Genomic DNA, 21,041 nt, shown 5'->3' with positions numbered 1-21,041 from the left:
CATATGAAGGTCGGTCATGGGCCTGACAAATGGCCTTCATGCTGAGTTGGGCCCAGGGCTCGCCCGTCAACTGAGGATGAACAGCGCTGCGCCGCTGAACTGGGCCGTGAGCTGACGTGCAGGCATGGGCCTGCCCAGTAGGTAGCCCTGTACCTCGTCACAGCCGTGTTCGCGCAGGAAGTCCAGCTGCGCATGGCTTTCCACGCCTTCGGCGATCACCATCATGTTCAGGCTGTGTGCCATGGCGATGATGGCGCGGGCGATCTGCGCATCCTGTTCGCCGTCCGGCAGACCGTCGACGAAGCTGCGGTCGATCTTCAAGACGTCGATAGGGAACTGCTTGAGGTAGTTCAGCGACGAGTAACCGGTGCCGAAATCATCCACGGCGATGCACAGGCCCAGGTGCTTGAGTTCGCTGAGGGTCTGCATTGCGCTGTCCACGTCGCGCATCAGGATGCTTTCGGTCAGCTCCACTTCCAGGCAGGCCGGAGGCACCTCGGTTCTGGTCAGAATGGCGGCGATGCGCGTCGTCAGATCGCCTTCGGCGAACTGCCGGGCCGACAGGTTGACCGAGATCTTGGGGATGCGGATCTTTTCCTCATGCCAGGCCTTGAGCTGCCGGCATGCTTCCTCCAGTACCCACTCACCGACCTGCACCACCAGACCGAGCTCCTCCAGCACCGGGATGAATTCATCCGGCGGTACCAGGCCGCGTATCGGGTGACTCCAGCGCAGCAGTGCCTCGACGCCGGTCAGGCGGCAGCCGTCGCCGGAAAATTGCGGCTGGTAGTACAGCACGAACTGGCCCTGCTCCTGGGCGTGGCGCAGGTCGCTTTCCAGTTCCAGGCGTTCCAGGGCGCTGGCGTTCATGTCGGCCTGGTAGAACTGGAAGTTGTTCTTGCCGCGTTCCTTGGCGTGATACATCGCAGTGTCGGCGTTCTTCATCAGTTGGCTCAGCTCGTTACCGTCCTGCGGGGCGAGGGCGATACCGATACTGGCGGTGACGAAGAATTCGCGTCCTTCGAGGACAAAAGGGCGCGCCAGGCTGGAGAGAATCTGCTCGGCGACATGAATGGCGCGATTCAACGCGCCCTCACGGGTGGCACGCGGCTGCAACAGCAGGGTGAACTCGTCGCCGCCCATGCGTGCCACGGTGTCGTCGCCGTCGACGCAGGCCGACAGGCGCACGGCCACGTCCTTGAGCATGCGGTCGCCGGCGGCGTGACCGAGGGAGTCGTTGATCGGCTTGAAGCGGTCGAGGTCGAGGAACATCAGCACCACCCATTCGTCATGCCGTTCGGCATGCTGCAGGGCGCTGTGCAGACGATCCTGGAACAGGGTGCGGTTGGGCAGATGGGTCAGGGCGTCGTAGTAAGCCAGGCGATGGATGCGCTGTTCGCTGGCCTTGCGTTCGCTGATGTCGCTGAAGAAGCACACGTAGCTGACCAGGTCGCCTTCCTCGTCATGCACCGCGGTGATGCCGACCCAGGCCGGGAAGTTTTCGCCACCCTTGCGTTTGAGCCACACCTCGCCCTCCCAGCTGCCGCGCTGATTGAGCTGGCCGAGGATGTACTGCAGGTGCGCCGCCTGCTGGCGGTCGGCGGTGAGCATGCCGGGAAGCTGGTCGAGCACCTGGCCGGCGGAATAACCACTGACGCGGCTGAAGGCCTTGTTGACCTGAACGATGTAACCGGCCGGGTCGGTCACCAGAATCGCTGCGGTGGAGTGCTCGAATACCGTGGCGGCCATGCGCAGGTCTTTTTCCGCGCGGCGTTGCTGGCTGATGTCGCGGCCAACGCCGAGGATGCCTCCGAAGCGACCGTTCTCGTCCCACATCAGCACCAGGCGCAGCTCCACCGGGATCTTGTGGCCGTCGGCGCGCAGGCAGTCGAAGACGAACAGCTGATCTGGCAGCTCCTCGCGCAGACGCTCGAGGCGGTCACGCTCGCCGAGCGAATCGCGAATCCGCTCGAGCAGCTGGTAGAGGCTGGCGAGCTGCTGCGGGTTGGCCGCGAGGCCTTGCAGGCCGTTGGTTGTCACCCATTCGGCGTCGTAACCGAGCATGGCTTCCACCGACGGGCTGACGTAGTTCAGGTTCAGGCTGTCATCGGTGGAGACGATCACGTCGCTGATGCTTTCCGCCAGCAGACGGTAGCGTTGCTCGCTGTCACGCAGCGATTGGTTGCGCTCGATTTGCTCGGTAATGTCCTTGGCCAAGCCGATCAGGCGGCTGACGCGCCCGCGATCATCGCGCGCCAGCGCCTGCTCACGGATGCTGAACCAGCGCCACTGACCGTCGCGGTGACGCCAGCGCAGCACCGATTCCAGCAGCAGGCCGTTGCCGACCACTTTCTGCAGGTTGCGAATGCGCCAGTAGTATTCGCTGTCGTCCGGGTGCAGTACCTGCTCCCAGAAGTCGCCGGCCATCGCCTTGAGCTCGCTGACGCTATAGCCCAGCTGCAATCCGAGGCTGTGGTTGCTGAACAGCACCTGCCGGTTCTGCATGTCATGCACGTAGAGCAGGTCGGGGACCGAGCGAACCACCTCGGACCAGAAGCGCTCACGCTCGATCAGCGACAGCTCGATGCGCTTGCGGCTGGTGATGTCGCTGATGCTCAGGGTGACGGCCTGATAGTCCTGGAGCATTTCCGGCAGGCGTAGCACCAGCCAGACGTGGCGCTGCAAGCCTTGTGCGGTGACCAGCTGGGTTTCCAGCTCCATCAGGTTGGGGCCTTCGAGCACGGCCACGGCCAGGCGGTAACGCAGATCGTCGAGCTGCACCGGGCCGTTGTCGATCAGTTGCTGCCAGGCCTGCTCGGTACTCTTCACCCCGAGCAGGTTGAGCGCCACCTGATTGGCTTCGGTGAGGTGCAGGTGCTCGATCAGCTGCTCCTGGTGTGCGCTATCGGCACGCAGCCAGCGCTGCAGGCCGGCTTCGTCACGCAGCTTGTGCTGCAGCAGCAGGCTGCGCATGCCGGAGAGATCGAGGACGCACAGGGCCACGCCGGTGCCCTCGAAGATATCCTGATAGCGCCTGCGGGTTTCCTGCAGTACGCGCATGGCCTGCTGTTCATCGGTCACATCGCGCAGCACCCAGACGTAACCGGCATGGCGCCCGACCTCGCTGATATCGCTACGGGTCACGGCGAACAGTCGCTCGCGCCCCTCGCTTTCGACTCTGATCAGCTCCGGTCCCAGATCGCTGCTCAGTTGTGGACTGTTGAGCAGCAGCGGGTCGAGATCGGGCAGCAGATCAAGCAGATGGAGTTCCCCGGCCACGTTGCTGGGAACCCCGAACAGCGCTTCGGCCTGCGGGTTCAGGTAGCGCACCTTGCCATCGGCCTGGGTCACCAGAATGCGTTCTTCGACGGCACCGAGCGCGCTGGCGGCCTGGCGCAGCGAGCGGCGTGTTTCGCTATTCAGGCGCTGCAGGCTGCGCTGCTCGCGTTGCAGGCCGTACAGGGCCAGCAGGGTAAGCAGGCTGCACAGCGCGAACAGCAGGAACTTGCCGGCCAGGGTCGGCATCAGCTCGTTGCCGGCGCGTTCTGCATCGAACAGGGCGCGCAGTTGCCAGTCGCTGCCGGGCAGGGCGATCAGTTCCAGGCTTTGTGCCTGTTCTGCCGCAGTAACCGGCGCGATGATACCGCCAGCCTGTTGCAGGTCATCGGCACGTGCTATCACGCGGTGACTGAGCAGATCTTCGAGCAACCAGTCGTGCTCGCTCTGGTGCTGCTCGCGCAGCCAGCCGCGCAACGCACTGGTGCGCATGCGCAATACTCGGTGACTGTCGTCAGGCTGACGCAGCAGCAGGTAGAGCGCGCCGCCGTCCAGTGCGCTGAAGGCGAAGTGATAGGGCGCCGCGCCGCTGCGTTGCTGCTGGTTGCGAATGAAGCTGAGGTCGCGCGACTCGCTGGCGCTGTCGGCCAGCAACTGCCCGTTGGCATCGAGCCAGGCCACACTGTTGACGGTCGGGAAGATGCTGCGCAATGCCGTGACCAATTCGCTGCCGTCGCCAGCGCGCGCAGGGCTGCTTTGCAGCATCGCCTGGCCCGCCTGCGCCTTGAGGCGCATGTTCAGACTCAGGTGCTTGGCCAGTTGGGCGCTGTAACCCTGGCTCAGTTGCTTCTGACTATCGAGCAACTGGCGGTATTCCTGGGTCAGCTGCCAGGCCAGCAATCCCAGCATCGCCAGCACCAGCACCACCAGTGCACGGCGCAATGCTGCGCGCGACTCGCCCGGGGAGGAGGAAGGCAGGGATGAGGGAGTCGACACGTTCTGTGAACCTGCAGCCAGTGCTGGGCTATTTTAAGCGTTGAGACGCGCGGGCATGCCTGCGCTCGCGCGAGCCGGCTAGAATGCCTGCAAACGTGGCCAAGTGCCAGCTGCGCCGACGAACGTAGGTTTGCCCTGTCACGCACATTCCGGTAGTTTTGCGCCGCGCGCGTGAACTGTCCGCGCGGTACTTGGCGTTCGCCACCGCAGGGGCTAAGGTCTCTGCACATTGCGTACACGTAAGTGGTGTGAAAACTGATGGCTAGCGCACGTTAACGACCCTGGCTTTTCGGTAGGAGCGGCTTCAGCCGCGAATTTCGCGGATAAATCCGCTCCTACAGGGTGTACAACAGCTAACGCGAACATAGCCCCTCAACGCATTCATCATGTTTTCACGCGACCTGCATGGCGCGCCGTTTCCAGCTCCCAATTCTCACCAGTCAGGTTCTCCATGGCTCAGTACGTCTACAGCATGCATCGGGTCAGCAAGGTTGTCCCGCCGAAGCGTGAAATTCTCAAGGACATCTCCCTGTCATTCTTCCCAGGCGCCAAGATCGGCGTGTTGGGCCTCAACGGTGCCGGTAAGTCCACGCTGCTGCGCATCATGGCCGGCGTCGACACCGAGATCGACGGCGAGGCCCGTCCGATGCCGGGGATCAAGGTCGGCTACCTGCCGCAGGAGCCGCAGCTCGACCCGAGCAAGACGGTGCGCGACATCGTCGAAGAGGCGGTAGGCGAGATCAAGCAGGCCCAGGCCCGTCTTGACGAGGTCTACGCCGCTTACGCCGAGCCGGATGCCGACTTCGACGCCCTGGCTGCCGAGCAGGCCAAGCTCGAAGCCATCCTGCAAGCCTCCGACGGCCACAACCTCGAGCGCCAGCTGGAAGTGGCCGCCGACGCCCTGCGCCTGCCGCCATGGGATGCCAAGATCGAACACCTGTCCGGTGGCGAGAAGCGCCGCGTGGCGCTGTGCCGCCTGCTGCTGTCGGCGCCCGACATGCTGCTGCTGGACGAACCGACCAACCACCTGGACGCCGACTCGGTGGCCTGGCTGGAGCGCTTCCTGCACGATTTCCCCGGCACAGTGGTAGCGATTACTCACGACCGTTACTTCCTCGATAACGTCGCCGGCTGGATTCTCGAACTCGACCGCGGCCACGGTATCCCCTACGAGGGCAACTACTCCGGCTGGCTGGAGTCGAAGGCCAACCGTCTGGCTCAGGAAGCCAAGGCCGAGGCATCGCACGCCAAGGCGATGAAGGCCGAACTGGAGTGGGTACGCCAGGGTGCCAAGGCACGCCAGTCCAAGTCCAAGGCACGTCTGCAGCGCTTCGAGGAGATGCAGTCGCAGGAATTCCAGAAGCGCAGCGAGACCAACGAGATCTACATCCCGGCCGGCCCGCGCCTGGGCGACAAGGTCATCGACTTCCACAACGTGTCGAAGTCCTTCGGCGACCGCGTGCTGATCGACGACCTGTCCTTCAGCATCCCCAAAGGCGCCATCGTCGGCGTGATCGGCGGTAACGGTGCGGGTAAATCGACCCTGCTGCGCATGATCACCGGCAAGGAGCAGCCGGATTCCGGCACCATCGAGATCGGCGAAACCGTACAGATCGCCAGCGTCGAGCAAAGCCGCGACATGCTCGACGGCAACAAGACCGTGTGGGAGCAGATTTCCGATGGCTTCGACATGATCAAGGTCGGCAACTACGAGGTGCCGTCGCGTGGTTATGTCGGGCGCTTCAACTTCAAGGGCGCCGACCAGCAGAAGTTCGTCAAGGACCTCTCCGGCGGTGAGCGTGGGCGTCTGCACATGGCGTTGACCCTGAAGCAGGGCGGCAACGTGCTGCTGCTCGACGAACCGTCCAACGACCTCGACGTGGAAACCCTGCGTGCGCTGGAAGAGGCGCTGCTGGATTTCCCGGGCGCCGCCGTGGTGATTTCCCACGATCGCTGGTTCCTCGACCGTATCGCCACGCACATTCTCTCCTACGAGGACGATGGCAAGGTCAACTTCTTCGAAGGCAACTACACCGAGTTCGAAGCCGACCGCAAGAAACGCCTGGGCGATGCCGCCGCGCAGCCGCACCGCGTGCGTTACAAGAAGCTGGCGTAGGGTGGGTTAGCGGCGCCAGGCACGTAATTGGCTGGTTGCACGAGCAGAGTGCGCCGCGTAACCCACCATGCGATATCCCGGTGTTACGCCGGGATGAAAAAACGGAGCCTGCGGGCTAATGCCAGTCAGTTAAGCCGTTGCACTCGATTTTTGTAGGAGCCGGCTTGCCGGCGATCCGCCATAAAAAGCATCGCCAGCAAGCTGGCTCCTACGAAAAGCGCCCCCTCTACTGCAAGTAGGAGGGGATGGTGACGAACTTATCTGATCAGCATTAGCCTGCGGGCTCCGTTTTTCGTTGCGGGTACAGGCTCTCTGTAGGAGCGGCGCCCCGCCGCGAACCGGGGGACACGAAAAGCTTCGCCCCGGGGCGGAACGCCTATCCGTTCGGCGTGTGTGTCGCTCGAAAGAGCACTACGTATCTGTAGGCGCCGCGCCTCGCGGCGAATCGATCATGCGTTCAGCACAAATCCACAAGCTTCGCCCCGGGGCGGGGCTCCCACGCAAGACCGCCTTATAGTGCTTATCTGATTGGCATCAGCTTTTTCGTTGGTGTAGGTTTGGTGCCCTCAAAGCCTGGCCAGCAGGCTCTCCAGCGCTTTGGCCTGATCCTCGGCCAGATCGATGATGTGAAAGCCGGCCCAACAATGCTGGCCGTCGGCGCCGGGGCGGCTCCACAGGCAATCGGCGCCCAGACGCACTTCCTGTACCGCATCGCTACCTGAGGTGCACACCAGGCGGCATTCCAGCACCGCGTCGGCGGTATGGGGGGTGTCGCTGAACAGCATGAAGCCATCGGCAGACAGGTCGACTATCCGGCCCAGGCGCTGGCCGCTGTTGAGGTCGAAGACCTCCAGCTGCATTTCGGTGCCATGGCGGCTGTGTAGGCGACGCTCTTCCATGGAAAGTCCTCAGCGGGGTTCGGCCGTGCGCCCGGTGAAACGCTGCAGCACACGGTAAATGGCAGTCAGCGCGCGATCCACCAGGGGCGCCGCGCGTTCGGGTGTCACGATGCGGGCCAGGCCCTTTTCCATCTCGCTGGCCAGCAGGGTCAGCGGCTTGATCGCCACGCGCTGGCCACTGTGGTCGACGAACATGTAGTTGTGCGTGGTCGGGCTGAACCAGGAAAGCTTGAGCGCGCGGCTCTTGCCGCCCTCGACGAACTCGAACCAGGTGCCGAACTCGACGCTGGCCAACTCCTTGGCCAGGGCTTGTGCGCGTGCCGATAGCTTGCTGCGCGAAGGTGCCTGGCGAGCCAGATCGGCATCCTCGCCGAGCATTGCGCCCAAGGGGCTTTCTGGCAGGGTGGGTTTGAGCTGTGCGGCCAACTGTGGTTGTTTGGCTTGCACCGCATGCTGGCAGGCCACTAGGTCCTGCAGCAGGCGACGGATGCCGTCTTCGTGATAGCCGCCGAGCAATTCCAGGCCCTTGCGCAGGTCGCTGAGCATCGGCACGCGCTGCTCCTGCAATTGCAACGCCTCGGCCTCGTTCAGCGGCGTGCCGCTCCAGGCCAGCTGCTCGGCCACTTCGCAGGAGCGCTTCCATTCCGAGCTTTGCTCGCCATGGCGCAGCAGGACGAAAACCAGTACATCGGCCCAGGTCAGCTCGAGGAAGTTGCGGATGATTGTCGGTAGATTGCGCTGCCCGATGCATCGCTGAATCACCTCGAGTGCCTGCTCGCGAGCCCCCAGTAGGCGATCACGGCCCTTGGCTGCCTCGACTGCGCGGCGTTCGCGCAGCTCGACCTTGTGGCGCAGGGTTTCGACGTATTCGTTGAACTCCTCGATCAGGCTGTCGAACAGCCCCAGATCACCGCTGAAACCGTGAATCACCCGTTCGACCACCCACTGCATCTTGGCCAGCAGGCCGCGTTCGTCGCCCTCGTTGCCGTACAGCACACCGGCCTGGGCCATGGTGTTGAGCAGGCGCCGCGCCGGATGGTGGTGCTGGGTGAACAGCGCCTTGTCCTGCAGCGCGATTTTCAGATAGGGCGTATGCAGGTGCGACAGCGCTGTCTTGCAGGCGTCCGGCAGGTTCTCGTCATCGAGGATGAAGTCGAACAGCATGCCAACCAGGTCGATCACGTCGGCTTCCTGATCGGACACCTTGCTGTCGCCCGGCAGGCTGCTGTGCGATTCCAGTTGCTGCTGCAGGTCGGCCTTGAGGCCTTCAACGGCCTGCGGTTGATGCAGGCGCTGGGTCAGTTCGTGGGCTGACTGCTGTTGCATGCGGTTGAGCGCAGCGAGTAACTCGCTGGCGCTGTAGGTGCGGCTGGCCTCGCGCGGAGAGAAGCTGACGATGCTCCGTGTACCGCCCAGCAGCGGGGCGTCCGGGTGGCTCTGGCGGTGCTCGCCGAGCAGGCTGGACAGGCCGCTGAACAGCGCGCCCGGATCGCTCGGCGGCGGTGCGCTGAGATCCAGATCGAACAGCGCCGGTTCTACGGGCGCTGGCGTCGTGCCCGGTCTGCCCGCTGCTTGTTGGGGCGTCGGGGCTTCTGGCGCTGGCGCATCGGGGCGGCTGACGCTTTGATTGATCTGTGCGCTGTACTTGAGGTTGGGCAGCACGCCGGCATCGATCAGGCGCTGGTTGAGTGCGCCATAGAGTGAATCGAGGCTCTGCATCACATGGCGATCGAAGAGCATGTAGAGGATGGTCTTGATCTGCAGTGGGAAGGGGCAGGGCGCCAGCGCATCGCGAAACGCCTGGGCAATGGCCTGTGGGCCGAAGGGGTTGCTGTCCTCGCCGAGCTTCTGACCATTGTTGAGCAGCGCCAGGCGTTGCTCCAGAGCGAATAGCGGCTGGGTGCAGCGTGCCTTGACCCGGCTGACCATATTGGTGACTTGTAGGGTTTCTTCGTAATCCTCGTTCTGCACCAGGGCCAATTGCTCGGGGTCCATTTCGGCCGGTGTCTGATCCTGCAGCTTGCCGTCGAGGAAATCGGAAAAATTGTTGGCGATGGCCTGGTGGTAGCTGCGCTCGATCTGTGGACGCTGGCGGCGGATCTCGCGCATGTTGTCGAAGAACAACGTCTGCACCTTGTTGTTCTCGGCTTTCTCGGCGCACTCGAACAGGGTGTCATCGACTTGGCCGAATACACCGCTCAAATGCTCCGCCAGGCGATTCATCACCAGCTTACGGCAGGCTTGTACCAGATCGCTGAAACGCGGCTGTATACCGCGGCTGGCGAGGCTAACCACCTTGGGATGAATGGGGGGCTTGTCCTGGTTGCTCATGGACTGTCCTGGCTGGCGTCTTCGGCTGGCGCGTCCTGCGTCGTGCCACAGTTCGATGAAACATATAGTAGTCCATGGCTTGTCTGCAAAGCATTGTCGTAAAAGCAGTTTGCAGGGGTTGACAGGGAAATTTTGCTACGTAAAATGGCGCGCCTCTGAAGCGGTAAAGCGAAAGCCAAAGCGCAGCAGAGCTGGAAGACCGAAGTTCCGCGATAGCTCAGTCGGTAGAGCAAATGACTGTTAATCATTGGGTCCCTGGTTCGAGTCCAGGTCGCGGAGCCAACTTCCAATCGGGGTATAGCGCAGTCCGGTAGCGCGCTTGCTTTGGGAGCAAGATGTCGGGAGTTCGAATCCCCCTACCCCGACCATATTTGGGTCGTTAGCTCAGTTGGTAGAGCAGTTGGCTTTTAACCAATTGGTCGTAGGTTCGAATCCTACACGACCCACCACTACAACGAACAAGCCCGCCTAGTGCGGGCTTGTTCGTTTCTGCGCCTCACGCGCGTCTGGGCCGTCTCGCATTGTCCCGGCCACGCTGGCCGGTTCGCACAGGTGCGTCATACGCACCACGGGCGATCGGCTGTCTCGCAAAGGGGAATGCCAACATTTTTTCCTACGGGCGCTTCAGCTCGTAGGGTGGGCTTTAGCCCACCAGCGGTCGACGTGGGCTGAAGCGGATCGCCGCCCGGCCCACCCTACAAGACTGGAATTGCGCTGCGTGCTTGTCTCCCCTCTCCCGCTTGCGGGAGAGGGGCCGGGGGAGAGGGGGATCGGCAGGCCTTGGGTGGCTGATGCGAACAGCCTTTCGTAGGAGCCCCGCCTCGGGGCGAAGCTTTTCCAGCCGCGCCGCCCAGGTTCGCGGCGGGTCGCCGCTCCTACAGTTACCTATTGGGTCGCTTCTAGTGCAGCTTCAGGCGTGGCTCGGTGCTGCGCCCGATACGGTCGCTGAGCATCAGCAGCAAGGTGCGTGGTACGCCATACAGGGCCATCTGGTGCATGCGATACAGCGACACGTAGAACACCCGTGCCAGCCAGCCTTCGAGCATGACGCTGCCGGTCAGGTTGCCCATCAGGTTACCCACCGCGGAGAAGCTCGACAGCGAGATCAGCGAGCCGTAATCGCGATAGCGGTATTCCGGCAGTGGCTGGGCGCTGATCTTCAAGCGTAGTGACTTGGCCAGCAGCGATGCCTGCTGATGCGCTGCCTGGGCGCGTGGCGGCACGTTGCGGCCCTCAGTGCCTGGCTGCGGACAGGCTGCGCAGTCGCCGAAGGCGAATACGTCGTCATCGAGCGTCGTTTGCAGGGTCGGACGAACCTGCAGCTGGTTGATGCGGTTGCTCTCCAGGCCGTCGAGATCCTTGAGAAAACCGGGGGCGCGAATGCCGGCAGCCCAGACTTTCAGGCTGGCCGGGATGAAGTTGCCGTCGGCGGTTTTCAGGCCGTCGGCAGTCACTTCGCTGACAGCCGCACCGGTCAGCACGGTGACGCCGAGCTTCTCCAGGGTCTGATGCACCGGCCGTGCGATGCGCTCGGGCAGAGCAGGCAGCACACGCGGCCCGGCCTCGATCAGGGTGATGCGCATGTCTTCGGGGCGAATGCGGTCTAGGCCATAGGCGACCAACTGCTTGGCCGCGTGGTGCAGTTCTGCTGCCAGCTCGACCCCGGTGGCACCGGCGCCGACGATGGCGATATCGATCTTCGAACCGTATTCGTTCTCGCTGGCATGTGCACGCAGGTAGTGGCTGAGCATGCGGCGATGGAAGCGCTCGGCCTGCGCGCGGGTGTCGAGGAAAATGCAGTGCTCGGCGGCACCAGGCGTGCCGAAGTCATTGGTGGTGCTGCCAACGGCAATGACCAGGCTGTCGTAGGTGATGCGGCGTTCAGGCATCAGTACCTGGCCATCGTCATCCAGCGTCGGTGCCAGGGTGATGCTCTTGCTGGTACGGTCGAGGCCGGACATGCGCCCGAGCTGGAACTCGAAATGGTTCCACTTGGCCTGGGCCACGTAGTTCAGTTCGTCTTCCGAGGAGTTCAACGAGCCGGCGGCCACTTCGTGCAGCAGGGGCTTCCAGATGTGGGTGAGGTTGGCGTCGACCAGAATGATCCGGGCAGCGCCACTCTTGCCCAGTTTTCTACCAAGGCGGGTGGCCAGCTCCAAACCGCCGGCGCCGCCGCCGACAATCACGATGCGATGGGACATGGATATTGCTCACAAGGCTTTGAAAAAGACGGTGTGAGTGCGAGAGGGCGAGCGCAAGGCAGCTCATAGCACCAGTCGACTCAGCAAGCGGCTCAGCAGGCCCAGGCCAATGGTCACGACCACGACCAGCGCCAGCAGACGCCAAACGCGAAACGGCTGACGTTCAACCTGATGCTGCGGTGCGCTCAGGTATTGGTCGACTTTCTGTTGGTCTTCGGGGCTCAGGCGACTGGTCATGGGGGGCCTCTGCTTGAATGCGGCTATCTTAGCAGGCTGTTGAAAAACTATCTGCGTTGCCACTGCTGCGTTAAAAACAGGCTCAAAATGCTCATTTACAGCTCGTAAAGTCGAGCGCGACTCCGACCGTTTTTCGCCTTTTTTTGCCTTGCATTGGCTGCCTCGGCTCGGGCTTCCTGCTTCGCTCTACCTCCTGCATCCATGCAGTCGTCGCCTACGTTTTTCAACGGCCTGCTAGGCGTGCCCGCCAGCCTTGGCGAGCGTCGTTGTCCAGCGGGTCAGATATCGTTTCGAGGGATTCCGCGCTTACGGCGTCCTCCAGGCGGATGATGCCGCCCTCGATCACACGAGCGGTAATGCCGCCATGGCCGCGCATGGCCTGGAAGGTGCCGCGACCGAGACGTTCCTCCAGGCGGGCGCAGGGTTGGCACCAGCCGGTGGTTTCCAGCAGCGCCTGGCCGATGCGAAAGCGCCGGCCCTTGAGGCTGAACAGATTGATGCCGGCGACCGCGATATTGCGGCGCAGCTCGCTGGGCTGCATGGGCGCATCGCGGCCGAGCAAGGCGGCAACCACGGCCAGGTGCTCCCACTGAATCAGCGTGACCTGGCGTGCATTGCGTGGCCCGGGGCGGCTGTGATCGCCGGTCAGGCCGGCGTCGCGGCGGGCTTCCACGGCCTCGACTTCGAGCATCGCCTCACGTGGTCTGGGGCGTACACCCAGCCAGCGCACCTGACCGACTTGCGGTACGTCGGCGAGCAATTCCTGCAATGGGCTCACAGGCCGATACCAATATCGAACAGCAGGCTGCGCCCGAGGTTCTGCCGCAGAAAATCCGGAGCATCCGGGTGAGCGAACAGCACGCGGGCGAAGCGCGGGCCAACCAGCGACAGCGAGCGCCAGCCCTGGCGCAGATATTCGGTGGGCGGCGGGAAGTGGCTGTTGCAGTCGAGCACAGCGCGCTTGAGGCTGACGAAGGCGACCAGATCGAGTTCGCCGAGGTCGATGCCACGCTCGTGATAGTTATGCGCCTTCTTGCGCAAGGTCGGCGCCAGACGCGCCTGCATCTCGCTGGCTGGAATACGTTTGGGGCGCGCTTCGCGCCTGACCAGTTGGCTGAGGGAAAAGGCGCTGCGGCGACGCTCCAGCTCGGCGCGCCACTCGTCATTGAGGCGCCGGCCCTCATCGAGAACGAAGAACACTTCGAAATTGGCATCGCGAAACAGTACGTCCGGCGGCTCCTGGCCACTGGGCGTGAAGTCATCGCTGTGATGGCGCACGTTCAGCGCTTGCAGCAGGCGTTGACAGACCCAACGCTCACGCTCCCATTTCTTCGCGTTGGAGAGGAAGGCATTGGCCTGTTCGGCCTGGTGCGTAAGTAAGCGCAGATAATCGGAATCGTCCATGTCTGAAGCTTAGCCGCAGCGCTTACCCGCATGCCAGTGCCTGCAGCCTCGGTCGTTCCGGTGAGCGCGGAAATCCAGCAGGGTTTTTTTGGCTGTTGTCGATCAATGGCAGGGCAGCTGCTCTGCCGGCAAAATCAAATCCGAGTACCGGTGTAGACTGCCGGGCATGGCAATAAATGAAGGAGAGGGTGTGCGCGCATGATCGCTTCCAACCTGCTGGCGTTCTCCACCTTGCTGGGCGGCTGGCTGGTCTACGGGCTGGCGCTGCTCTGGGCGATAACACGGGCGCCCTGGGTCGAACTGTTCAGTGACCTGCGCCGCCAGCATCTGCTGTTCGGCACCATGCTCGCGCTGTTTCTGCTGTGGCTGGTGCGCCGCGATTTCGACTCCGGGCTTTCCTACCACTTCATCGGTATGACCGCCGTAACCCTGCTGCTCGACTGGCCACTTGCCGTGCTGGCGGGCCTGGCTGCGCAGCTTGGTCTGCTGGCTATCGGTCGCATGGACCTGGCCTCGCTCGGCATCAACGGCGTGCTGCTGGTGCTGATTCCGGTGCTGGTCACCGAGCTGTGCGCAATCCGTGTCGAGCGCGCGCAGCCGCGTAACCTGTTCGTCTACATCTTCTTCTGCGGTTTCTTCCCGGCAGCGCTGGCTACGCTGATGACGCTGCTCGGTGGCCTCGCGCTGTTGTGGATGGACGGGCTGTTCCCCATGCCGCCCTGGCTGGACGACTTTGCCGGCTACCTGTGGCTGGTGGCGTTCCCCGAGGCCTTTATCAACGGCACCATCGTCACCGCGTTGGTGGTGTTCTACCCGGACTGGCTGGAAACCTTCAACCGCAGCCGCTATCTGCAGGCGCCCTGGAAGGAGGGTGATCACGGCGAGTGAATGACGCTTTATTGCCTGATTGAATGGCGGCGAGCGGATTGATCCCCGTCAATATCTGAAACGGGCCTGCCGCCATGCTGTGAGAAACGCCTCCGAGAGACTTGAACATGAGTATTCACAGCTGGGCAAGAAACGCTGTTCAGGACGATTTGCATGACGCCGAAGTGCAGGGTCATGAGCCTGTTGTGGCACTGCGTGCGCTGCTGTCGGAGGTCGTACAGCGGAGCAGGGCGCTGCGTGATCCCCGGGAGTTGGCGCACGAACTGCAGTTTCTCGCCGACAACCTCGACGATGACCGCGACTACGCTTTTATGCGGCCATAGAAAGCTGCATAGCAACCTGTAGGAGCCGGCTTGCTGGCGATGCTCTTGTACTTGATCGCCCGCAAGCGGGCTCCTACGGACAAGCTGCGCTAGTCACGATGCTTTCCTCGTCGCCAAGAGTGGTAGCGAGAGACGAGCCAATCGGCTCTTTCCAGGCCTGTAATCAATGTGGCCGTGTCGGCAGGTCGCCGCTGAACATCTCGTCTTCCAGGTCATTGCCGGGAATCGCATGCTCTTCAGCGGCCCAGGCGCCCAGATCGATCAGCTTGCAGCGCTCGCAGCAGAAGGGGCGGTAGGTGTTTTCGGCTTTCCACTCGACGGGTGCGCTACAGGTTGGGCATTGAACGGTAATGGTCATGGCTGGCCTCCACGCAGGGTCAGATAGAAGTTGTGCAGGCGCTCGACCTCCGCGTCCAGCCAGGCCATATCACGATCATTGACCAGCACGTCGTGAGCATGGCGCAGGCGCTCTTCGCGGCTGGCCTGGGCCTGCATGATGGCGCGAACCTGTTCTTCCGAACTCTGGTCGCGCGCGATGGTGCGTTGCACCTGCAACTCGGCAGGCGTGTCGACGACCAATATGCGTTGGGTCATCTGCCGCTGGCCGGACTCGACCAGTAGTGGCGACACCAGAATGGCATAGGGCGATTCTGCGCGCGCCAGCACCTGAACGATCTCCTGACCGATCAGCGGGTGCAGCAGACTTTCCAGCCAGCGGCGCTGCTCGGGGTCGGCAAATATCAGCTTGCGCAGTGCGGCGCGGTCCAACTCGCCATTGGCTTGCAGTACGCCCGCGCCGAAATGCTCGACGATCCTGGCCAGCGCCGGACGCCCTGGCTCGACCACCCAGCGCGCCGCATGATCGGCGTCCACCACGTGCACGCCACGTTCGATAAAGCCTTGCGCCACCGCGCTCTTGCCGCTGCCAATGCCACCAGTCAGGCCGAGTATCCAGGGTTTCATAACGCCAATGCGGTCTCGTTACTGCTCAAGGCCGCGATTGTAGGGGGGATTGCTGGATGATGCGAACCGCGTGTACCGCGATCCGTCATCCCCGCGAAGGCGGGGACCCAGCTCGTGGAGTCAGGATAACTCCTGGACTCCCGCTTTCGCAGGAATGACGAGTGTCGCTGGGTTAGCTCAAACCCTGTAGGAGCCGCGCCCCGCGGCGAATGGTGCTGAGGGGCAGCGCTAAATTCAAAAGCTTCGCCCCGGGGCGGGGCTCCTACAACTTGGGCAACTATGGCTGTTTGACTCAAAACCCAGCGAACTTCAGATAACTGCCGGTAATCACATCGCCCCACAGCAGAGCGATCCACCCGGCAATCGCCAGATAGGGGCCGAAGGGAATCGGCGTGCCGGAATCGCTGCCACGCATGCGCAGCAGAATCACACCTAGCACCGCGCCGACCAGCGACGACAGCAGAATGGTCAGCGGCAGAACCTGCCAGCCACCCCAGGCCCCGAGCATCGCCAGCAGCTTGAAGTCACCGTAACCCATACCTTCCTTGCCGGTGATCAGCTTGAACAGCCAGTACACCGACCACAGGCTCAGATAACCGGCAATCGCCCCCCACAGGGCGTCTTCAAGGCTGGTGAACAGTCCGAAGTAATTGACGATCAAGCCCAGCCACAGCAACGGCAGCACCAGTACATCCGGCAGAATCTGGTGATCGGCATCGATCAGACTCATCGCCAGCAGCCCCCAGGCCAGCACCAGCATCGCTCCGGCCTGCCAGGTGAAACCGAAATGCCAGGCGACGTAAGCGGAAAGCAGCCCGCAGGCCAGTTCAACGATGGGGTAACGCTTGCTGATCGGGATTTTGCAGTTCGTACACTTGCCGCGCAGGAACAGATAGCTAATGACCGGGATGTTCTCCCAGGGGCGGATCTCATGGCCGCATTGTGGGCAGCAGGAATTGGGCAGGATCAGGTTGAAGGTCTGAGCGGTTGGTGCCGGCGGCAATTCCAGCACCTCGCGCGCCTGACTCTGCCAATCACGTTGCAGCATCAACGGTAGGCGATAGATCACTACATTGAGGAAGCTGCCAATCAGCAGGCCCAGTAGCAGAGCACACAAAACAAAGGCCAGCGCATGGCTGGCCAGAAAGTCGATAGCAAGCATTTAAACCACGGCGCCCAGCTGGAAGATAGGTAGGTACATGGCGATGATTAGGCCGCCGATCAGTACGCCCAGTACGGACATGATGATGGGTTCCATCAGGCTGGTCAGGCCGTCAACCATGTTGTCCACTTCTGCTTCATAGAAGCTCGCTACCTTATCGAGCATCTCATCCAGCGAGCCAGACTCTTCGCCAATAGCGGTCATCTGCACGGCCATGGAGGGGAAGGTGCCGGTGGTGCGCATTGAGAAGTTAAGCTGCATGCCGGTAGATACATCTGCTTTGATCTTGTTGGTCGCATTCTTAAACACCACATTACCGGTGGCGCCGGAGACCGAATCCAGCGCATCGACCAGTGGCACGCCAGCGGCAAAAGTCGTTGATAGTGTGCGTGCGAAGCGGGCTACCGCAGATTTGTAAAGAATGTCGCCGACGATTGGCAGTTTCAGTACGCCACGGTCAACCGAGTCGCGCAGTTTCTGCGAGCGCTTCATCGCTTCTTTGAATGCAAAGGCAGCGGCGATGATTGCAATCAGAAAAATGAACCACCACTCCTGAAGAAATTGCGATATGCCTATTACCATCAGCGTAAAGGCAGGTAGTTCAGCGCCGAAGTTGGCGAAAACTTCCTCGAATTGCGGTACAACTTTAATGAGCAAAATGGCTGAGACGATGATGGCGACCACCACAACAGCGATTGGATAGTTCATCGCCTTCTTGATCTTAGCCTTCAGCGCTTCGGTCTTTTCTTTGTAGGTGGCAATTCGGTCCAGCAGGTTTTCCAGGGCACCGGCCTGTTCGCCAGACTCAACCAGGTTGCAATACAGTTCATCGAAGTACTGTGGTTTCTTGCGCAGCGAGGCGGCAAAACTGTTACCAGCAGCCACCTCCTGCTTCACCTCGTCGACCAGCTTGCGCATGTTGGGGTTGTCGAAGCCCTCTGAGATGATGTCGAAGGACTGCAGCAGTGGCACGCCAGCTTTCATCATGGTCGCCATCTGCCGGGTAAACAGGGCGATATCCATGGGTTTGATCTTCTTGCCTGCGCTGAAGAGCGACACCCCCTTTTTGCGTACTTTGGTCGGATTGATCCCCTGTTTGCGCAGTTGCGCCTTGACCAAGGACGGGTTCTGCCCGCTGAGCTCCCCCTTGACGACGGCACCGCTTTTGTTCTTGCCTTCCCAGGTGAACACACTGGTTTTTAGAGCTTTTTCCGCCATGGTTAATCCTTGGTTACGCGGTTGACTTCCTCAAGGCTGGTGACCCCTTGCATGGCCTTGAGCAAAGCGGAGGTGCGTAGGTCATTAAAGCCGTCTTTACGCATCTGCGCGGCAATATCGATGGAGTTGCCTTCCTCCATGATAATCCGCTGCAGGTTGGGCGTGTTTTTAACCACTTCATAAATACCGACACGCCCTTTGTAACCGCCCTTGCAGTTTTCACAGCCCACCGGGCCATAAATCTTGAAGCTGCCGATCTTGTCCTCGGGGAAGCCTTCGGCCAGTAGCGTCTCGCGCGGTACGTCCACTTCCTTCTTGCAGCTATTGCACAGCTTGCGTGCCAGGCGCTGGGCGATGATCAGGTTGACCGAGGTGGCGATGTTGAAGGAGGGTACGCCCATATTACGCAGGCGGGTCAGGGTTTCCGCAGCGCTGTTGGTGTGCAGGGTGGACATCACCATATGCCCGGTCTGTGCGGCCTTGACGGCAATGGAGGCGGTGTCCAGATCGCGGATTTCCCCGACCATGATGATGTCCGGGTCTTGGCGCAGAAAGGCGCGCAGCGCCTGGGTAAAGTCCATGCCCTGCTTGGGGTTGACGTTGACCTGGTTGATGCCCTCCAGGTTGATCTCCACCGGGTCTTCGGCGGTGGAAATATTCACATCTGGTGTGTTGAGGATGTTCAGGCCGGTATAGAGCGATACCGTCTTTCCCGAGCCAGTGGGGCCGGTGACCAGAATCATGCCCTGGGGCTGCTTCAGGGCGTTCATATACAGCTCTTTCTGTTCTTCCTCATAACCCAGTGCATCGATGCCCATTTGCGCGCTAGTAGGGTCGAGAATCCGCATCACGATCTTCTCGCCCCATAAGGTGGGCAGGGTGTTGACGCGAAAGTCGATGGCCTTGGTCTTGGAAATCTTCATCTTGATCCGGCCGTCCTGCGGCTTGCGCCGCTCGGAAATATCCAAGGCGGCCATCACCTTGAGGCGAGCGGAAATCCGTGGCGCCAGCTGGATGGGCGGGCGAGCGACCTCATGGAGGATACCGTCGGTACGAAAGCGCACTCGATAGGCTTTTTCGTAAGGCTCGAAGTGCAGGTCCGATGAGCCGCCCTTGATGGCATCCAAAAGCATCTTGTTGACGAAGCGCACCACGGGCGCATCGTCAGCATCGGCGTTGCCGTCATTTATCTGCTTGTCGTCATCCACTGCCTGAACATCCAGGCCGTCCAGGTCGACATCGGCCAGATCTTCCATACCACTGTTGGCTGAGTCGAAGAACTTGTCGATGGCATCGCCGAGTTTGTCGTCCTCGACCAAAATGGCTTCTGTGGTCAGGCCGGTGCTGAACTGCACATCGGTGACGGCCTGGTGATTGGTCGGGTCAGAAAGCGCAACGAACAGCTTGTTACCTCGACGCCATAGCGGCAGCACGCGATGTTGGCGTACCAGTTTCTCGCTGATCAGGTCACGTGGCTGGCTTTCCTTGTCGAGGCTGTTGAGGTCGAGAAAGGAAACGCCGAACTGCTCCGAGGCTAGTTCTGCCAATGCACGACTTTTTACCAGCTTGTTCTGCACCAGGTAAGTCACCAGCGACAGCTTGTTGCGCTGGGCCTGCAGTTGCGCCTGTTGAGCGGCTTTTTCGTCCAGCAGCTCGGCCAGCACCATCTGCTTGGCCAGGCCGGAGAGGGATACGCTTTCGTTCATCGGGGGGCTCCACACTCAATGCCTGCCTTATAGCTTAGATGGTGACGTGTGCCAAACCACGTTTTATGGAGTGACGAAAAAGGTCAGTTAGTGATCAGGCGCGATGTCGCTTTGTGTGAGGGGGCTGCCAGAGCATTCGGGTTTGGCTGGTGTGTAAACTTGGCATGGTGAATGCATTGCTGTGACCAGGTCGTTGGACCTGTCCATTTCTAGGAGAGTTAGAGAATGAAAGCTCAAATGCAAAAGGGTTTTACCCTGATTGAATTGATGATCGTGGTTGCGATCATTGGTATTCTTGCTGCTGTCGCGTTGCCGGCATATCAGGATTACACTGCTCGCGCTAAGACAAGTGAAGTTATGCTGGCTGCCAGTACGGCACGTACCTGTGTATCAGAGCATGCTCAGCTCGGTACTAGTCCGGCTGGCTGCGGTACTGATTTCAAAGCAACTAAGTATGCAGCTTCTCTTTCCGTATCCTCCGCAGGCGCAATTTCTGTAGAGAGTGCCGGTGATGTTGCAGGCATCACACTGACATTGACTCCAACTGTCGTTCCTGCCGACACTGCCTTCAAAGCTTCAGGTGTTGTAACTGAGTGGACTTGTACTGCATTGCTTAGTGCCAAAGCCAAGGCAAGTTGGTTGCCTGGGACTTGCACTAGTTCCGCCGCTCCGGACAAATCATAACCTAGCGATCTTGGAGGGCGGTCAGTCTTTGATTGGTTGTCAATATAAAACGTCCGCCCTTACACCCTGCGAAAGCCTAGCTCTCGTAGGGTGTTTTTATTTTCAAAGGGGGATTTGTGGCGTAACCGTCCGCATCGGGCTTTTATGTCAACTCCCTTTTTACGCAATTACGCGCAAGATGCTGTCGTTGATGCCGCCTTAGACTTCGAGTTTGGCGCAGCCGGCGCTGAGCCTTACGGCTTCGCGCATATCCTCCAACCCGGTAAGGCGGATCAACTCCGTAACCCGGTAAGGCGGATCAACTCCGTAGGATGGATTAGCGAAGCGTAATCCGTCGTTCACCGCGAATCACGATATCCATTGCAACACTGAACGCCCTACCTTGCGCGGGGTGTTTTGCTCTCTGGAGTTTGTGGTGTGCGGCTCTCGTTCGGCGCATTACGCCTGCGGCTAATGCGCCCTACGGGTTACCTGATGTTGCCGGGGCTTGAGCTATTTCCGTGGCCGTCTAACCCGGTAAGGCGGATCAACTCCGTAGGATGGATTAGCGAAGCGTAATCCGTCGTTCACCGCGAATCACGATATCCATTGCAACACTGAACGCCCTACCTTGCGCGGGGTGTTTTGCTCTCTGGAG

The 21,041-nt window shown here is 61.2% G+C and carries 16 protein-coding genes and 3 tRNA genes; 7 read left to right on the top strand and 12 right to left on the bottom strand.

Annotated features, from left to right (window positions below):
- Positions 1-66 precede the first annotated feature (66 nt).
- On the bottom strand, positions 67-4,272 hold the full coding sequence (locus PSOLE_RS10365; RefSeq protein WP_373855169.1) for an EAL domain-containing protein: 4,206 nt from the start codon (positions 4,270-4,272) through the stop codon (positions 67-69).
- Positions 4,273-4,723: 451 nt separating this feature from the next.
- On the opposite strand from PSOLE_RS10365, the gene ettA reads away from it, so the two are divergent.
- The gene (gene ettA, locus PSOLE_RS10360; RefSeq protein ID WP_074856095.1) at positions 4,724-6,388 is read left to right on the top strand and encodes an energy-dependent translational throttle protein EttA; all 1,665 of its coding nucleotides are present in this window, start codon (positions 4,724-4,726) and stop codon (positions 6,386-6,388) included.
- Between the two features lie 566 nt (positions 6,389-6,954).
- Here ettA and PSOLE_RS10355 read toward each other — a convergent pair.
- Both PSOLE_RS10355 and PSOLE_RS10350 read right to left on the bottom strand, forming a co-directional pair.
- On the bottom strand, positions 6,955-7,287 hold the full coding sequence (locus PSOLE_RS10355; protein WP_074856093.1) for a PilZ domain-containing protein: 333 nt from the start codon (positions 7,285-7,287) through the stop codon (positions 6,955-6,957).
- A 9-nt stretch (positions 7,288-7,296) separates the two neighbouring features.
- The gene (locus tag PSOLE_RS10350) at positions 7,297-9,618 is read right to left on the bottom strand and encodes a DUF1631 domain-containing protein (RefSeq protein ID WP_074856090.1); all 2,322 of its coding nucleotides are present in this window, start codon (positions 9,616-9,618) and stop codon (positions 7,297-7,299) included.
- Positions 9,619-9,824: 206 nt separating this feature from the next.
- Between PSOLE_RS10350 and PSOLE_RS10345 the strand changes: the two genes are divergently transcribed.
- The 3 genes from PSOLE_RS10345 to PSOLE_RS10335 all read left to right on the top strand — a co-directional run bounded on the left by PSOLE_RS10345 (position 9,825) and on the right by PSOLE_RS10335 (position 10,067).
- Positions 9,825-9,900, top strand: a tRNA-Asn gene (locus PSOLE_RS10345).
- Between the two features lie 9 nt (positions 9,901-9,909).
- Positions 9,910-9,986, top strand: a tRNA-Pro gene (locus PSOLE_RS10340).
- Between the two features lie 5 nt (positions 9,987-9,991).
- Positions 9,992-10,067: transfer RNA gene (locus PSOLE_RS10335), tRNA-Lys, on the top strand.
- Between the two features lie 450 nt (positions 10,068-10,517).
- Here the strand turns inward: PSOLE_RS10335 and PSOLE_RS10330 are convergent.
- The 4 genes from PSOLE_RS10330 to PSOLE_RS10315 form a co-directional block, all read right to left on the bottom strand.
- Complete coding sequence (locus tag PSOLE_RS10330) at positions 10,518-11,819, bottom strand: NAD(P)/FAD-dependent oxidoreductase (RefSeq protein WP_055984101.1); 1,302 nt, start codon at positions 11,817-11,819, stop codon at positions 10,518-10,520.
- 63 nt (positions 11,820-11,882) lie between these two features.
- Positions 11,883-12,056, bottom strand: a complete 174-nt coding sequence (locus PSOLE_RS10325; RefSeq protein ID WP_074856088.1) for a DUF3094 family protein — start codon at positions 12,054-12,056, stop codon at positions 11,883-11,885.
- A 223-nt stretch (positions 12,057-12,279) separates the two neighbouring features.
- On the bottom strand, positions 12,280-12,834 hold the full coding sequence (locus PSOLE_RS10320) for an MOSC domain-containing protein (protein WP_074856086.1): 555 nt from the start codon (positions 12,832-12,834) through the stop codon (positions 12,280-12,282).
- Positions 12,831-13,460 (bottom strand): DUF1780 domain-containing protein, encoded by a 630-nt coding sequence (locus PSOLE_RS10315; protein WP_074856084.1) that lies wholly within the window; start codon positions 13,458-13,460, stop codon positions 12,831-12,833. The genes PSOLE_RS10320 and PSOLE_RS10315 overlap by 4 nt, the downstream gene beginning before the upstream one ends.
- 198 nt (positions 13,461-13,658) lie before the next feature.
- Between PSOLE_RS10315 and PSOLE_RS10310 the strand changes: the two genes are divergently transcribed.
- Both PSOLE_RS10310 and PSOLE_RS10305 read left to right on the top strand, forming a co-directional pair.
- On the top strand, positions 13,659-14,348 hold the full coding sequence (locus tag PSOLE_RS10310) for an energy-coupling factor ABC transporter permease (RefSeq protein WP_045734050.1): 690 nt from the start codon (positions 13,659-13,661) through the stop codon (positions 14,346-14,348).
- Between the two features lie 107 nt (positions 14,349-14,455).
- The gene (locus PSOLE_RS10305) at positions 14,456-14,671 is read left to right on the top strand and encodes a hypothetical protein (RefSeq protein WP_074856081.1); all 216 of its coding nucleotides are present in this window, start codon (positions 14,456-14,458) and stop codon (positions 14,669-14,671) included.
- Positions 14,672-14,834: 163 nt separating this feature from the next.
- On the opposite strand, the gene yacG is transcribed toward PSOLE_RS10305, so the two are convergent.
- The 5 genes from yacG to pilB all read right to left on the bottom strand — a co-directional run bounded on the left by yacG (position 14,835) and on the right by pilB (position 19,720).
- Positions 14,835-15,029: a DNA gyrase inhibitor YacG gene (gene yacG / locus PSOLE_RS10300; RefSeq protein WP_004425006.1), complete on the bottom strand. Its 195-nt coding sequence runs from the start codon at positions 15,027-15,029 to the stop codon at positions 14,835-14,837.
- Entirely contained in the window at positions 15,026-15,634 is a 609-nt protein-coding gene (gene coaE / locus PSOLE_RS10295; protein WP_074856079.1) for a dephospho-CoA kinase, read from the bottom strand. Before coaE ends, yacG begins: the two co-directional genes overlap by 4 nt.
- Before the next feature lie 292 nt (positions 15,635-15,926).
- Entirely contained in the window at positions 15,927-16,796 is an 870-nt protein-coding gene (locus tag PSOLE_RS10290; protein ID WP_115288479.1) for a prepilin peptidase, read from the bottom strand.
- Positions 16,797-18,014 (bottom strand): type II secretion system F family protein, encoded by a 1,218-nt coding sequence (locus PSOLE_RS10285; RefSeq protein WP_074856077.1) that lies wholly within the window; start codon positions 18,012-18,014, stop codon positions 16,797-16,799.
- 2 nt (positions 18,015-18,016) lie between these two features.
- Positions 18,017-19,720 carry a type IV-A pilus assembly ATPase PilB gene (gene pilB / locus PSOLE_RS10280; RefSeq protein WP_074856075.1) on the bottom strand — a complete coding sequence of 568 codons (1,704 nt, stop codon included), beginning with the start codon at positions 19,718-19,720 and terminating at the stop codon, positions 18,017-18,019.
- 225 nt (positions 19,721-19,945) lie between these two features.
- On the opposite strand from pilB, the gene PSOLE_RS10275 reads away from it, so the two are divergent.
- Entirely contained in the window at positions 19,946-20,404 is a 459-nt protein-coding gene (locus PSOLE_RS10275) for a pilin (protein WP_074856073.1), read from the top strand.
- Positions 20,405-21,041 lie beyond the last annotated feature (637 nt).

The sequence above is a fragment of the Pseudomonas oleovorans subsp. oleovorans genome (genome assembly GCF_002197815.1).
Taxonomy (GTDB): domain Bacteria; phylum Pseudomonadota; class Gammaproteobacteria; order Pseudomonadales; family Pseudomonadaceae; genus Aquipseudomonas; species Aquipseudomonas oleovorans.
Note: the sequence above shows the minus strand (reverse complement) of the source record. Positions and strands in the feature narration are given on the sequence as shown.